Raw genomic sequence first — 14,098 nt, 5'->3', positions numbered from 1 at the left:
CGCGTAGAGCGTCATTTCGCCGTCGTCAAACGCGATCTCAGCGCACACTCGGCGCACGGTGCGCCAACTCAGACGAAAACACCCCCGGCCCAACAGGACCGGGGGTGTTCTACGAACTACTTCTAGTGAGCGTGGCCGTGATGGCCGTGCCCGTGATCTTCTTCCTCGGCCGGCTTGTCCACGACGGCCGTTTCGGTCGTCAGGATCATGCGTGCCACGGATGCGGCGTTGAGCACCGCGGAGCGGGTCACCTTGACCGGATCCACGATGCCCTCGGCGACGAGATCGCCGTAGGACAGCGTGGCGGCGTTGAAGCCCTGCCCGTTGGACTGCTCGCCGACCTTGTTCACCACGACCGAACCGTCGAGGCCGGCGTTGGTGGCGATCCAGTACAGCGGAGCCGACAGTGCGGAGGAGAACACGTCGACGCCGAGCGCCTCGTCACCCTTGACCTCGCCGCGCAGCTTCTCGAGGGCAGAGCGAGCCTGCACGAGTGCGGCGCCACCACCGGTGACGATGCCCTCCTCGACAGCAGCCTTGGCCGCCGCGACGGCGTCCTCGACCGCTTCCTTGCGCTTCTTCAGGTCGGTCTCGGTGGCCGCGCCGACCTTGATCACCGCGACACCGCCGGACAGCTTGGCCAGCCGCTCCTGCAGCTTCTCGCGATCCCAGTCGGAATCGGTGGTCTCGATCTCGGCCTTGAGCTGCTTGACGCGGTCGGCGACCGCGTCCTTGGAGCCACCGCCGTCGACGAGCACGGTGCTGTCCTTGGACACCACCACGCGCCGGGCGGAGCCCAGCACGTCCAGGCCGGCCTCACGCAGCACCAGGCCCACGTCGGGGTTGACGACCTGGCCGCCGGTGACGACCGCGAGATCGTCCAGGAACGCCTTGCGACGATCGCCGAAGAACGGCGCCTTGACGGCGACGGCCTTGAGCGTCTTGCGGATGGCGTTGACGACCAGCGTGGACAGGGCCTCGCCCTCGACGTCCTCGGCGATGATCAGCAGCGGCTTGCCGCTCTCGGCGACCTTCTCCAGCAGCGGCAGCAGGTCGGGCAGCGAGCTGATCTTGTCGCGGTGCAGCAGCACCACGGCATCCTCGAGCACCGCTTCCTGGGCGTCGAAGTCGTTGACGAAGTAGGCCGAGATGAAGCCCTTGTCGAAGCCGACGCCCTCGGTGACCTCGAGCTCGGTGTTCAGCGTCGAGGACTCCTCGATGGTGACCACGCCGTCGTGACCGACCTTGGTCATGGCCTCGCCGACCAGCTCACCGATCTGCTCGTCGCGCGAGGACACCGTGGCGACCTGGGCGATGGCGGTCTTGTCCGACACCGGGGTGGCGGCGGCCAGCAGGGCCTCGGACACCGCGTCGGCGGCCTTGCCGATACCCAGACCCAGAGCGATCGGGTTGGCACCGGCAGCCACGTTGCGCAGGCCGGCCTTGACCAGGGCCTGTGCCAGCACGGTGGCGGTGGTGGTGCCGTCGCCTGCGACGTCGTTGGTCTTGGTGGCCACCGACTTCACCAGCTGGGCGCCGAGGTTCTCGAACGGATCTTCCAGGTCGATCTCCCGGGCGATCGTGACACCGTCGTTGGTGACCTGCGGGCCACCGAAGGCCTTGGCCAGCACCACGTTCCGGCCGCGCGGACCCAGCGTCACCTTGACCGCATCGGCGAGCTTGTCGACGCCGGCCTCCATGGCCCGGCGCGCAGTCTCGTTGAACTCAATCTGCTTGCTCATAAGTCTCTTTCATGACTCCTAACGCATACCGCCCCGGAAACCGCCCGTGCTGAACACGGGGATCTCCGGGGCGGTTACACGAGGTCCTTTACGGAACTACTTTGCAACGACAGCCAGCACGTCGCGTGCCGACAGGATCAGGTACTCCTCGCCGTTGTACTTGATCTCGGTGCCGCCGTACTTGCTGTAGATGACGGTGTCGCCCTCGGCAACGTCCAGGGGGATCCGCTTCTCGCCATCCTCATCCCAGCGGCCGGGGCCAACTGCGACGACGGTGCCTTCCTGCGGCTTTTCCTTGGCGGTGTCCGGGATGACCAGACCGGAAGCGGTCGTGGTCTCGGCCGCGTTGGCCTGAACGAGGATCTTGTCCTCGAGTGGCTTGATGTTGACTGCCACGATGGAAGCCCTCCACTTTTCGGGGTGTGGATCCGGGGGGATCCCCAGATGCCGGTTACCAGGTGTTCGGCAAGCGTCCGTGCCCTCGCTCCGTCGTCGCGGGTGCCGGCGCTGGGGTTTAGGCCGCATGCCACCTAGCACTCTATACATGCGAGTGCTAGCACTCAAGGGTGGCCTCTGATTACCGGGCGAAAGCGCTCGGATCCATCATGAGGTGGTCAGACACGTTCCCGACCATCTCCACGTCGACTTTGCGCTCGGTGAAATACCAGCCGTTTTCGTCACGGGCGAACACGTCGGCGTAGCGGCCGACCACGATCGGTTGCAGCGACACGGTGTCGGTGTTCTGCACGACGCAGAACGTCGAGCGGGCGGTGGCACGCCCGCCGTCGATGTCGACGATCGGGTTGAGCACCAAATGCCTGGTCCGTGGGGTGTTGCCGTGCTCGGGGAACCGACGCGTCGTCGAGGCGAACAGCTTGGCGATGGCCGGTGCACCCGCCACCCCCATGAACTCGCCGCGACCGAGCAGCTCGCCGACCCCGTCGAAGTCGCCGGCGTCGATCAGCTCGGCATAGCGGTACAGCAGCTCGGTGACCTCAAGCTTGTCTTCGTACATCCGCACTCACTCCTCCTGTGTCCGCCGCACCGTCGCGGCGGCCGGTTGGCTCACGCCACCTGCCCCTTGACCACCGGCAGACCGGGATCGCTGGCCGCATCCAGCGGCGACGGTGCCGCGCCGGCCGCGATCAGGTGCGCGGCGAACGAGGCGATCATCGCGCCGTTGTCGGTGCACAACCGCGGCCGCGGCACCCGCAGGGTCAGCCCTGCCGCCGTGCAGCGTTCCTCGGCGAGTTCACGGAGCCGGGAGTTGGCCGCCACGCCGCCCGCGATCAGCAGGGTGGACACCCCGAGGTCGGTGGCCGCCCGCACGGCCTTGGCGGTCAGCACGTCGGCGACGGCCTCCTGGAAGCCGGCCGCGACGTCGGCCTGCGAGGCCTCCGGGTGGGCCTCGACGTAGCGGGCCACCGCGGTTTTGAGACCGGAGAAGCTGAACACGTACGGGTCGTCCCGCGGGCCGGTCATCCCGCGCGGGAACACGATGGCGTCGCGATCACCGGTGCGGGCCAGCTCGTCGAGCACCCGGCCGCCCGGATAGCCCAGCCCGAGCAGTCGGGCCACCTTGTCGTAGGCCTCACCGGCGGCGTCGTCGACGGTGCTGCCCAACTCGACGATGGGCTCCGCCAGCGACCGGACATGCAGCAGATGGGTGTGCCCGCCCGAGACCAGCAGGCCGACACTCTCGGGCAGCGGCCCGTGGTCGTACACGTCGGCAGCCAGGTGTCCACCCAGGTGGTTGACCCCGTAGAACGGGACGTCCCATCCGGCCGCGTACGCCTTGGCGGCGGCCACCCCGACCAGCAGCGCGCCGGCCAGCCCGGGTCCGATGGTGGCGGCGACGACGTCGGGCCGCTCGATGCCCGCGGTGTCCATGGCCCGGCGCATGGTCGGCCCCAGTGCCTCCAGGTGCGCGCGCGAAGCGATCTCGGGAACGACGCCGCCGTACCGGGCGTGCTCGTCGACGCTGGAGGCGACCTCGTCGGCGAGCAGCCGAACCGTCCCATCTTCGGCGAGGTCGGCGATGCCGACTCCCGTTTCGTCACAAGAACTTTCGATGGCCAGGATGATCACTTCGGGTCCCCTTGGGGAAGGCGTTGCATGGTGTAGGCGTCGGCCCCGCTGACGCGGTAGTACCGCTTGCGCAGGCCGATGTTGACGAATCCGACGCTCTCGTACAGAGCGATGGCTGGTTCGTTGTCGGTACGAACTTCCAGGAAAACCGTTCCGCCCGAAGCGAAGTGGAGCAGGTCGTCGAGCAGCCGACGCCCGATACCCTGCCCCTGGAACTCGGGGTCCACGCCGATGGTGTGGATCTCGTACTCGTACGGGCGCATTCGGCCCAGCCGGGAGATACCGGCGTAGCCGACCAGCACGCCCTCGCTGCGGGCCGCGATGTAGCGATTGTGCTTGGCGTCGAGTTCGGCCAGGAACGCCCGGGCCGGCCAGGGATCGTCGCCGACGAACAGCTTGGCTTCCAGCTCCGCGCACCGCGCGGCGTCGGCACGGGTCAGCGCGTCGAACACGGTCATTTCCGGGCCGCCACAGAAGGTTTGGCGTCGGGCCGGCGCAGATACAGCGGAACCAGCGGCTGCGGGTCATCCCAATCGGTCACGGCGCGCACCAGGCCCGCGGGCGTCGGGTACACCACGTCGAGCCGAGGCAGGGTGAACAGTGCGGCATGCTCGGGCGAACCGGCCACCGCGGCGACCGAGCTCTGCAGCACGGCCGCCACATCGGCCGGTGCGTTGACGGAGGGGCCGTCGACCCGGACTCCGTCACGGTAGTGCGCCCAGTACACCTCACGCCGCCGCGCGTCGGTGACCACCAAAACGTCGCCGTCGGTGTGGATTCCGATGGCGTCCAGGCTGCACACCCCGTGCACCGGAACGCCCAGCGCATGGCCGTACGCCGCGGCGCTGGCCATCCCCACCCGCAGCCCGGTGAACGGGCCGGGTCCGCAGCCGACGACGACCGCGTCCAGATCTGCAACCGCGATCCCGGCGTCGGCCACAGCTCCCAGGACATTCGGCGTGAGCTGTTCGGCGTGGGCGCGGGCGTCCACCGTCACCCGTTCGGCGAGGGTTTCGACCGTGCCGTCCTCGGCACGACGGACCACGCCGGCACTGACCGCCGGGGTCGCGGTGTCGATGGTCAACACGTTCATGGGGCGCTCCACTGCCAGATCACCGTGCGCGTCTCGGTTTCGGTGTCCCGCTCGATACGGATGTCCAGGTGATGTTCGGAAAGACGTTCGGCCAGACCCTCGCCCCACTCGACCACCACCACGGCGTCGTCCAGGTCGGTGTCGAGGTCGAGCGCGTCGAGTTCTCCCAGCAGATCGACACCGGGATGGTCGAGCAAGCGGTACATGTCCACGTGCACCATCGACGGCCGGCCGGCCTGGCGGGCGCGATGCACGCGAGCCAGCACGTACGCCGGCGAGACCACCGGTCCGTCCACATCCATGGCCTGGGCGATGCCCTTGGCCATCACCGTCTTGCCCGCCCCCAACGGGCCCGACAACACCACCACGTCACCGGCCTTGAGCCCTGCACCCAGCGTCGCCCCCAGGGCAATGGTGTCCTCGGTGGTGGCCAACTGGGCCGTGCCCGCGCTGCGTTCAGCCACGGAACCGGACCCGGTCGCGGACCCGGCGGGTCAGGCTGACCAGTTTGGAGGGGGTGGCCCGCTCCACCAGACGGACCAGTGCGTCGTCGATCACCACGGGCTCCTCAAGCTGGACCAGATGACCCGCTCCCCCGACGATCACCAGTTCGGAGCGGGGTAGCTGTGCGGCCATGGCCTTTGAGTATTCCATTGGGGTGAGCAGGTCACGGTCACCGCAGGCGATCAGTGTCGGCACTTTCGCCAGCACCCGCAGGGCCCCGGCCTCGTCGTGGACCTCGAGGGCATGCAGGAATTCGGCCAGCGTGGTGATCGAGGTGCCGTGCATCATCCGCTGGGAGAACTCGACCACGCTGGGGCTGACCGCCTCGTCGCCGTAGGACGCCGCACGCAGGACCGGCCCGATCACCGATCGGGCCGCACCGCGGGTGCGATGCACCGCGCCGGGGGCATAGCGGGCCAGGAACCGCGCCGCCTCCAGCGCCGGGTTACGCAGAATCTCGCCCAGCGGCGAACGGGCCACACCCTCGACTGCCGAGGAGATCACCGCGGCACCGACGATCTGTTTCGGATAGCGGTGCGGGAACTGCCGCGCATGCGAGAGCACCGTCATACCGCCCATCGAATGGCCGACCAGTACCGCCGGCCCACGCGGAACCGTCACAGCCAGAACGGCTTCCAGGTCGCGTCCGAGTTGCTCGACGGTGTAGGTGTCCGGCGACGCGGCCCCGGACTGACCGTGGCCCCGCTGGTCGTAGAACACCATCCGCACCTGCGGACCCCACTGTTCGGCCAGCCGGGTGCGCTGAAAGTAGAAGGCTCCCATGCGCAGACAGAAACCGTGCGCGAACACCACCGTCAGCGGTGCGTCGTTGGGGCCGACCTCTCGAACCGCCAGCGGCACCCCGTCCTCGGTCGTCACCACGGAACTGCGGTCGGCATCGAGGCGCTCGAAATCCTCACCCAGGTAAGGATCCTCACCGGCCCTGCGGCGGGTCAGCGACCGCGCCACCGACCGGCCCGCCACCGTGCCCACAGCGGTGAGCCCGGCGGCACCGGCCAGCCACTGAGCATTGCGACTCAACGCCCGCGACCTGCCTGCAGATAGGTGCGGGTGATCCGCCCGCGCGGACTGGTGACCACCTCGTAGTTGATGGTGCCGAGCAGTTCGGCCCAGTCCTGGGCGGTCTGTTCGCCCTGGGAGCCGGGGCCGAAAAGGATCGCTTCATCACCTTCGGTGACGTCGGTGCCGCCCGGCCCGAGGTCGACGACGAACTGGTCCATACAGATCCGTCCGACGGCCGGGCGGCGCCTGCCGTTGATCAGCACCTCGATCTTGCCGCTCAACGAGCGGAAGATGCCGTCGGCGTAGCCCACCGGAAGCAGTGCCAGGGTGGTGTCCCGGTCGGCGATCCACCGGTGGCCGTAGGACACCCCGTCGCCGGCGTGCACCGAACGCACCAGCGCGACAGGGCATTTCAGCGTCATAGCCGGAATCAGCCCCATGTCGCCACGCTCGGGGATGGGGCTAAGGCCGTAGACCGCGATGCCGGGCCGCACCATGTCGAAGGCCAGATCCGGACGGGTCATCGCCGCAGGCGAATTGGACAGGTGGGCCAGCTCGAACACCACGCCCTGGGCGGCGGCCTGCTCGCGCATCGTGGTGAGCCGCTTGCCCTGCAGGTCGTTGAACGGGTTGTCCGGCTCGTCGCCGTGCACCAGGTGGCTCATGATGCCGCGCACCTGGACGGCACCGTCGGCCTGGGCGCGGCCCAACGCGGCGATCACATCGGGGAAATCGGCGGGGCTGACGCCGTTGCGGCTCAGCCCGGTGTCGACCTTCACGGTCACGGTCGCGGTGCGACCGGTCTGCTGCGCGGCCGCCACGACATCGCCGAGCTGGCGCACCGAGGACACCGCGACCTGCACATCGGCCTCGAGCGCCGGGGCGAAGTCGGTGCCCGGTGGGTGCAGCCAGCACAGCACGGGAGCGGTGATCCCGCCGGCCCGCAGCGCCACCGCCTCGGCGATGGTCACCACCCCGAGTTCGGCCGCACCGGCGGCCAGGGCGGCCCGGCCCACCTGGACGGCGCCGTGCCCGTAGCCGTCGGCCTTGACCACGGCCATCACCCGGGCGCCGCCGGCATGTTCGCGCAGCAGGCGGACGTTGTGGTCGATCGCGCCGAGATCCACCATCGCCTGTGGCGATGCGTGCGGGTTCAGCGATGTCTCGAGTTCGGTCGTCTGCATGTCATATCACCGCCGACCATTGTCCCAGAGCCAGGTATCGGGGCAGATCAGCGGACCGGTAGCCCCTTTTTTAGTGCGCAAACGGCTGCAGGTCGTCGAACGCTCCGCTCGGTTTCAGCTTGTCGAGACGCCCGAGCACGGTGATCGTGTCCTCCTTGAGCGCGCGGGCCAGATCGGCCGAGAACCCCTCGCGCACGACGACCCGCAGCACCACGACGTCGGTGGCGCCCTCGGGCATGGTGTAGGCCGGCACCTGCCAGCCGAAGGAGCGCAACCCCTCCGATACGTCGAACTCGGTGTAGCCCGGCTTGCCCTTGAGCCGGAAGCTGACGACGGGGATGGCCGAACCATCGGTGATCAGCTCGAAGTGCTCACTGTCGCGCAGCTCGTCCCCCAGCCAGCGCGCGGTCTGCGACAGGCACTGCATCACCTGGGTGTATCCGGCCCGGCCCAGCCGAAGGAAGTTGTAGTACTGGCCCACGACCTGGTTGCCGGGCCGCGAGAAGTTGAGGGTGAACGTCGGCATGTCCCCGCCGAGGTAGTTGACCCGGAACACCAGGTCTTCGGGCAGGTATTCCTTGCTGCGCCACACCACGAACCCGATGCCCGGGTAGGTCAGCCCGTACTTGTGGCCGCTGACGTTGATCGACACCACGCGGGGCAACCGGAAATCCCACTCCAGGTCGGGGTGCAGGAACGGGACGACGAATCCGCCGCTGGCGGCGTCGACGTGGACGGGGATGTCCAGGTTTTTGTCCTGCGCGAGCTGATCCAGCGCCGCGCAGATCTCCGCGATCGGCTCCAGCTCCCCGGTGTAGGTGGTGCCCAGGATCGCGACGACGCCGATGGTGTCCTCGTCGACCGCGTCGAGCACCTGCTCGGGGGTGATGACGTAGCGCCCCTCCTCCATCGGGAGGTAGCGCGGCTCGACATCGAAGTAGCGGCAGAACTTCTCCCACACCACCTGGACGTTGGAGCCCATCACGAGGTTGGGGGTCCGCCCCTTCCAGTCCTTACCGACCTTCTCCCGCCACCGCCATTTCATGGCCAGGCCGCCCAGCATCACTGCCTCGCTGGAGCCGATGGTCGAGACTCCGCAGGCCGCCGATGAATCCTCGTCGCTCAGGTCCTCGGCGTGGAACAGGTCGGCGACCATGCTGACGCAGCGCGCTTCGATCGCGGCGGTGGCCGGGTACTCGTCCTTGTCGATCATGTTCTTGTCGAACGTCTCGGCCATGAGCTTCTCGGCCTCGGGGTCCATCCACGTCGTGACGAACGTGGCGAGGTTCAACCGCGAGCTGCCGTCGAGCATCAACTCGTCGTGGATGAAGCGGTACGCCGCATCGGGATCCATCGACTTGTCAGGCAGGCGCAGCGACGGAACCGGGGACATCGCCAACCTGCCGGTGTAGGCCGGCGAGATGTGCGGGGTGCGAGGGTGCTTGTGCGGCATGGGGATCCTTTTCGTTACAGCGCGGCGATCGCGGCGCGGACATGGGCGAGGATGCGTGACGCCGAGGTCGGCGCCGGGTTGGGACCGGGATCGGCGGCTGACAGGTTGGCGGCGCGGGCATGGACGAAGGCTGCCGCCGCGGCGGCTTCCCCGGCGGGCAGTCCGGCCGCCAGCAGGGCACCGATGATCCCGGACAGCACATCGCCGGATCCGGCTGTGGCAGACCAGGATTGGCCGGCCGGGTTGAGATACGTGGTTCCGCCAGCGGAGGCGATGACGGTGACGTTGCCTTTGAGCAGCACGGTGGCGCCGAGTCGCTCGGCCAGGCCGCGGGTGGCGGCGACGCGGTCGGTACCTGGTGGATCACCGGCCAGCCGTTGGTATTCGCCAGCATGCGGGGTGAGCACGGTCGGTGCGTTGCGTCCACTGAGCAGCCCGGGGTCGGCGGCCAGCAGTGTGAGGGCGTCGGCGTCGACGATCACCGGCAGATCGGATTCGAGCGCGAACCGCAGTGCGGCCTTCGACGTCTCGTCGGTGCCCAGTCCGGGCCCGACCACCCAGGCCTGGACCCGGCCGGCCTCCTGCGGGCTCGGCGCGGCGATCACCTCGGGCCAGTGTGAAAGCACCTGCGGTCCAGCACTTCCCGCATACCGGACCATGCCGGAGGTGGCGGCCACCGCGGCTCCGGTGCTCAACACGGCCGCACCGGGATAGGTCGCCGAACCGGACAGCACACCCGTCACGCCCTGGGTGTACTTGTCGTCGTGCGGGCCCGGGATCGGCCAGCGGGCCCGGGCATCGGCCACCTCGAACCCAGCCAGGTCGCTGGGCGCCAGGTCCAGGCCGATGTCGATGAGTTCGACGCGACCGCATTCGCCCAGTGCGTGTACGGGTTTCAGACCGCCGAACGTGACAGTCAGGGCCGCACGCACATGCGGGCCGTCGGCGGCCCCGGTCTGCACGTCGAGGCCGCTGGGGATGTCGACGGCGACGACGGGTGCGGTGTTGGCCTCGAAAACCGCCGCGGCGTTGGGACGCAGCGGGCCGCGCCCGGAGATACCGACGACTCCGTCGATCACCAGATCGGTTGCTGCGGCGATACCGGACACCACGCGGCCCCCGGCGCGGCGGAAGGCGGCCAGGCCCTTGGCGTGAGTCTTGTCCGGATTGAGCAGGACGGCGTCGGCGGCCGCTCCGCGGCGGCGCAGGAACGTCGCTGCCCACAGGGCGTCCCCGCCGTTGTCACCGGAACCCACCACCGCACAGATGCGCCGCCCTGCAACACCACCGGTACGCAGCTTCAGTTCGATGGCGATCGCCGTCGCCAGCCCATACGCGGCGCGGCTCATCAGCACACCGTCGGGCAGCGATGCCAGCAGTGGGGCCTCGGCGGCACGGATCGCATCGGCCGAGTAGTAGTACCGCATCAGCTCCCGTTCCACTCGAGATGTGTTCGACTTTGCCGCGCGCCAACAGGTTACGTGTGTTTGCTCGGGACGTCACCGAAAGTGACGCTATGGCTGCTACCGACGCGCGGGAACGACCACTGCGTCACTTTCGCGCGATCCGCGCGATGGTGGCTGCGGCTTCGCGCAACCGGTCGGGTGGGTGCGACGCGTACCCGAGGACCAGGCCGGGTGGTCCGGGTAGCCGCCGGTGCCACGACACGGGATGCACGAGGACGCCGGCGGCTCGCAGATCGTCGGCCAACGCGGCATCGTCGATTTCGTCGGGCAGCGTGACGAGCAGGTGCAGACCGGCGGCAACACCGCTCACCTTCGCCGCGGGCATCGCGACCGACAACACGTCCAGCAGCGCGTCGCGCCGGGCCCGGTGCCGGGTGCGCATCAGCCGGACATGCCGGTCGTACTCGCCCGACTCCAGCAACCGGGCGAGCACCAGCTGCGGCAGGGTCGGGCTGCCGAGGTCGGTGGCGTGCTTGGCTGCCACCAGGTCCGGGCGGCGCCGCGGCGGCGCGATCACCCAACCCAGGCGCAGCGCGGGCGCCAGGCTTTTCGAGGTGCTGCCGGCGTACGCGATCCGATCGGGCGCCGACGGGTGCAGGGCCGGGACGGGTGCCCGGTCATAGCGATATTCGGCGTCGTAGTCGTCTTCGATGATCAGCTCCCCGTCCCACTCGAGTAGCTCCCGGCGCCGGTGCGGACCGAGCACCACGCCCGTCGGGAACTGATGCGCCGGGGTCAGGAAGACCGTGGGTGCGCCGGTGGCGGCCAGCTCCGTGATGCGGATGCCGTCGTCGTCGACGGAGACCGGCACCGGGCGCAGACCCCAGTATTCGAGTTCGTCGACCGCCCCGCGCGAGCCGGGATCCTCGACGGCGATCGCGTCGAGGCCTTCGCCGCAGAGCTGCCGGGCGAGAAGGGCGACGGCCTGGGCGACGCCCGCGACCACCAGGATCTCGTCGGGTTCGATCCGCAGGCCGCGGGCCCGGGCCAGCCATGGCGCGAGTGCCGCCCGTAGCCGCGGATGACCGCGGGGGTCTCCGTAGCCGAGGTCTTCCGGCGAGGTCTCGGCCAGCACCGCGCGCTCGGCGCGCAGCCAGGTGCTGCGCGGGAACGCCGACAGATCGGGCACACCTGGCGAGAGATCGATTCCTTCACCGGCGGGCAGGCGGGGCCGCGGCAGACGCGACACCGTCGATGGCGGCGGCGTGGGTTCTGCCCGGGGCCGCCGGACCGGCTGCGCGAGAACGTGGGTGCCCCCTCCCGAGTGCCCGCTGACCAGACCCTCGTCGGCCAGGCGCCGATAGGCCTCGACGACCACACCGCGGGATACGGCGAGTTCGCCGGCCAGCGCCCGGGTCGGCGGAAAGCGGGTGCCCGGGGTGAGCCTCCCGTCGGCGATCGCGGTGCGCAGCGCATCCGCGAGCCAGTCGGTGAGTCCGCGCGCCGGGGCGGTCGCCGGGTCGAGCTGCAGAAAATCTGCACCCACAATTTGGTCCATGACAGTTGTCCAAACTTGGATCTACTTGTTGGACCATATTGGCGCCAGCCTGGGAGCATGTCCAGCCCCACCCGCGCCGGCCTGTCCGGCGCACTCGGCATGATGTTCGTCGGCGGCAGCGTGGCCGTCTCGGGTGTGCTCGCCGACGCGCCACTGCACACCGCCCAGGCCCTGCGCTACGCCATTGCGTGCGTGCTGCTGCTCGCGTGGGTCCGGCTGACCGGCCGGCACCTGCGTCGCCCGCAGGGCACGGAGTGGCTCTGGCTGCTGGGCGTCACCGTCACCGGCCTGGTGTTGTTCAACGTGGCCCTCGTGCACGGATCGCGCCACGCCGAGCCCGCGGTCCTGGCGGTCGCGGTGGCGTGCGTGCCGTTGGCACTGGCCGCCCTCGGCCCCCTACTCGAAGGGCACCGCGCCCGGACCCGGGTGCTGACCGCCGCTGTGGTCGTCAGCGTCGGGGCGGTCATCGTCGAGGGCCTGGGCCGCGCCGATGCCATCGGACTGCTCTGGGCAGTGGTCGTTTTCGGCTGCGAGGCCGGCTTCACGCTGCTGGCCGTGCCGGTGCTGTCCTCGCAGGGTCCGGCGGGTGTATCGGTGCACACCACCTGGATGGCCGCCGCGATGTTCGGCGTGCTCGCGCTGAGCACCGAGGGATGGAGGGCGGCAAGCTATTTTAACGCCGGCGAGATCCTGGCGATCGGCTATCTGGCGGTGTGCGTCACCGCCGTCGCGTTCGTCCTCTGGTACACGTGCGTGCGCACGCTGGGCGCCGGGCGGGCCGGGCTGCTCACGGGAGTGGCGCCGGTAGCCGCCGCCGTGATCGGCATACCCGTCACCGGCGCACTGCCCGCGGGAGCGGTGTGGGCGGGTATCGGATTGATTGCCGCAGGGCTCGCATGGGGCCTGGGCGACGGACCGCGCCGTCAGACCGACGCTGTGGCTGCGGCAGGCTCGACCGTCACCTTGATGGCCTCACCGTTCTGCACGATCGAGAACGCGTCGAGCACGTCGTCGAGCGGGATATGGCGCGTGATGAGGTCCTTCACCGGCACCTGACCGGTCGAGATGTACTGCAACGCACGCTTGTTGTGCTCCGGCGCGGAGCCGTTGGCCCCGTGGATGTGTAACTGCCGGTAGTGCACCACATTCGAATCGCACGTGATGGTCGGGTTGGTCTTGGGCAGTCCGCCGAAGAACGAGATGCGCCCGTTTCGGGCCGCCATGGCGATGGCCTGTTCCTGGGTGACGTTGGCCGCGGTGGCGGTGATGACGACGTCGGCGCCGCGGCCGCCGGTCAGTTCCATCACCTTCTCGACGACGTCGACCTCGGCGGCGTTGATCACCTCATCGGGATGCACCGCGTCGGCAGAGATCTTGAGCCGGCCGGCGTTCACGTCGACGAGATAGACCGGGCCGCAGTTGTGTACACCGCGCGCGATGCGGATGTGCATGCAGCCGATGGGGCCGGCGCCGAACACCACGACGGTGTCGCCCTCTTCGATACCGAGCAGATCCTGCGCGTTGATCGCGCACGCGAACGGTTCTGCCGCCGACGCCTCGTCGTAGCCGACATTGTCCGGAATCCGGTTCAGCCCGTCGACTTTGAGCACCTGACGCGGAACGATCATGTACTCGGCGAACCCGCCGTCGTACTGGTAGCCCATCGATGTCTGGTTCTGACACACGGCCATCCAGCCCTTGCGGCACTCGTGACATTCTCCGCAGGGGACCGCGGCGATCACCTGAACTCGGTCGCCCTCGGCCCAATCGGTGCCATAGGAGGAATTCACGTCGGCCCCCACCTCGACGATGTCACCGGCGATCTCGTGGCCGATGGTGCGCGGCGGCGTCAGGTTCTGGTGCCCGTTGTGCAGGATCTTGACGTCGGTGCCGCAGGTGGAACAGTTGCGCACCCGGATCTTCACCTCGTCGGGGCCGCACTGCGGCTCTGGCACATCCTCCAGGCGGACGTCCTCTGGGGCGTAGTAGCGCAGGGCTTTCATGGCGGTCCTCTCGACTCACAGGGACTAGGTCACCGGGTTGGTAT

The 14,098-nt window shown here is 69.1% G+C and carries 13 protein-coding genes and 1 pseudogene; 1 reads left to right on the top strand and 13 read right to left on the bottom strand.

Features of this window, described 5'->3' with window-relative positions:
* Positions 1-122 precede the first annotated feature (122 nt).
* From groL to pdxR, 12 genes are all read right to left on the bottom strand, one after another.
* Positions 123-1,742: a chaperonin GroEL gene (groL, locus tag TX88_RS09535; protein WP_044516340.1), complete on the bottom strand. Its 1,620-nt coding sequence runs from the start codon at positions 1,740-1,742 to the stop codon at positions 123-125.
* Positions 1,743-1,838: 96 nt separating this feature from the next.
* Entirely contained in the window at positions 1,839-2,141 is a 303-nt protein-coding gene (gene groES / locus TX88_RS09530) for a co-chaperone GroES (RefSeq protein ID WP_036390082.1), read from the bottom strand.
* A 178-nt stretch (positions 2,142-2,319) separates the two neighbouring features.
* A complete protein-coding gene (locus TX88_RS09525; protein ID WP_044516338.1) occupies positions 2,320-2,757 on the bottom strand; it encodes a nuclear transport factor 2 family protein in 438 nt (145 codons plus the stop codon).
* Between the two features lie 50 nt (positions 2,758-2,807).
* Positions 2,808-3,830, bottom strand: coding sequence for a tRNA (adenosine(37)-N6)-threonylcarbamoyltransferase complex transferase subunit TsaD (gene tsaD / locus TX88_RS09520; RefSeq protein ID WP_044516336.1), 1,023 nt, complete (start codon positions 3,828-3,830; stop codon positions 2,808-2,810).
* A complete protein-coding gene (rimI, locus tag TX88_RS09515; protein WP_044516335.1) occupies positions 3,827-4,288 on the bottom strand; it encodes a ribosomal protein S18-alanine N-acetyltransferase in 462 nt (153 codons plus the stop codon). Before rimI ends, tsaD begins: the two co-directional genes overlap by 4 nt.
* Positions 4,285-4,923: a tRNA (adenosine(37)-N6)-threonylcarbamoyltransferase complex dimerization subunit type 1 TsaB gene (gene tsaB, locus TX88_RS09510; protein ID WP_044519251.1), complete on the bottom strand. Its 639-nt coding sequence runs from the start codon at positions 4,921-4,923 to the stop codon at positions 4,285-4,287. The genes rimI and tsaB overlap by 4 nt, the downstream gene beginning before the upstream one ends.
* Entirely contained in the window at positions 4,920-5,387 is a 468-nt protein-coding gene (gene tsaE, locus TX88_RS09505) for a tRNA (adenosine(37)-N6)-threonylcarbamoyltransferase complex ATPase subunit type 1 TsaE (protein WP_044516333.1), read from the bottom strand. The genes tsaB and tsaE overlap by 4 nt, the downstream gene beginning before the upstream one ends.
* The gene (locus TX88_RS09500; RefSeq protein WP_044516331.1) at positions 5,380-6,468 is read right to left on the bottom strand and encodes an alpha/beta fold hydrolase; all 1,089 of its coding nucleotides are present in this window, start codon (positions 6,466-6,468) and stop codon (positions 5,380-5,382) included. Before TX88_RS09500 ends, tsaE begins: the two co-directional genes overlap by 8 nt.
* Complete coding sequence (gene alr, locus TX88_RS09495) at positions 6,465-7,634, bottom strand: alanine racemase (protein ID WP_044516329.1); 1,170 nt, start codon at positions 7,632-7,634, stop codon at positions 6,465-6,467. Before alr ends, TX88_RS09500 begins: the two co-directional genes overlap by 4 nt.
* Positions 7,635-7,704: 70 nt before the next feature.
* Positions 7,705-9,087, bottom strand: coding sequence for a glutamate decarboxylase (locus tag TX88_RS09490; RefSeq protein ID WP_044516327.1), 1,383 nt, complete (start codon positions 9,085-9,087; stop codon positions 7,705-7,707).
* A gap of 14 nt (positions 9,088-9,101) precedes the next feature.
* Positions 9,102-10,514: an NAD(P)H-hydrate dehydratase gene (locus TX88_RS09485; protein ID WP_044519250.1), complete on the bottom strand. Its 1,413-nt coding sequence runs from the start codon at positions 10,512-10,514 to the stop codon at positions 9,102-9,104.
* A gap of 124 nt (positions 10,515-10,638) precedes the next feature.
* The gene (pdxR, locus tag TX88_RS09480) at positions 10,639-12,039 is read right to left on the bottom strand and encodes a MocR-like pyridoxine biosynthesis transcription factor PdxR (protein ID WP_244438395.1); all 1,401 of its coding nucleotides are present in this window, start codon (positions 12,037-12,039) and stop codon (positions 10,639-10,641) included.
* 69 nt (positions 12,040-12,108) lie between these two features.
* On the opposite strand from pdxR, the pseudogene TX88_RS35035 reads away from it, so the two are divergent.
* Positions 12,109-12,936: pseudogene (locus TX88_RS35035) on the top strand (DMT family transporter); the annotation flags it as partial.
* A gap of 38 nt (positions 12,937-12,974) precedes the next feature.
* Here the strand turns inward: TX88_RS35035 and TX88_RS09470 are convergent.
* Positions 12,975-14,054, bottom strand: coding sequence for a zinc-dependent dehydrogenase (locus tag TX88_RS09470; RefSeq protein WP_044516322.1), 1,080 nt, complete (start codon positions 14,052-14,054; stop codon positions 12,975-12,977).
* Positions 14,055-14,098: the final 44 nt, after the last annotated feature.

Origin of the sequence: Mycolicibacterium septicum DSM 44393 (assembly GCF_000455325.1) — a bacterium.
GTDB lineage: Bacteria > Actinomycetota > Actinomycetes > Mycobacteriales > Mycobacteriaceae > Mycobacterium > Mycobacterium septicum.
This window is presented reverse-complemented; position numbering and strand designations above follow the sequence as displayed.

Bases quoted from the DNA above. Each gene is read 5' to 3' on its own strand.
- groL (WP_044516340.1), bottom strand. From the start codon at position 1,742: ATGAGCAAGCAGATTGAGTTCAACGAGACTGCGCGCCGGGCCATGGAG.
- TX88_RS09525 (WP_044516338.1), bottom strand. From the start codon at position 2,757: ATGTACGAAGACAAGCTTGAGGTCACCGAGCTGCTGTACCGCTATGCC.
- rimI (WP_044516335.1), bottom strand. From the start codon at position 4,288: ATGACCGTGTTCGACGCGCTGACCCGTGCCGACGCCGCGCGGTGCGCG.
- tsaB (WP_044519251.1), bottom strand. From the start codon at position 4,923: ATGAACGTGTTGACCATCGACACCGCGACCCCGGCGGTCAGTGCCGGC.
- alr (WP_044516329.1), bottom strand. From the start codon at position 7,634: ATGCAGACGACCGAACTCGAGACATCGCTGAACCCGCACGCATCGCCA.
- TX88_RS09490 (WP_044516327.1), bottom strand. From the start codon at position 9,087: ATGCCGCACAAGCACCCTCGCACCCCGCACATCTCGCCGGCCTACACC.
- TX88_RS09485 (WP_044519250.1), bottom strand. From the start codon at position 10,514: ATGCGGTACTACTACTCGGCCGATGCGATCCGTGCCGCCGAGGCCCCA.
- TX88_RS09470 (WP_044516322.1), bottom strand. From the start codon at position 14,054: ATGAAAGCCCTGCGCTACTACGCCCCAGAGGACGTCCGCCTGGAGGAT.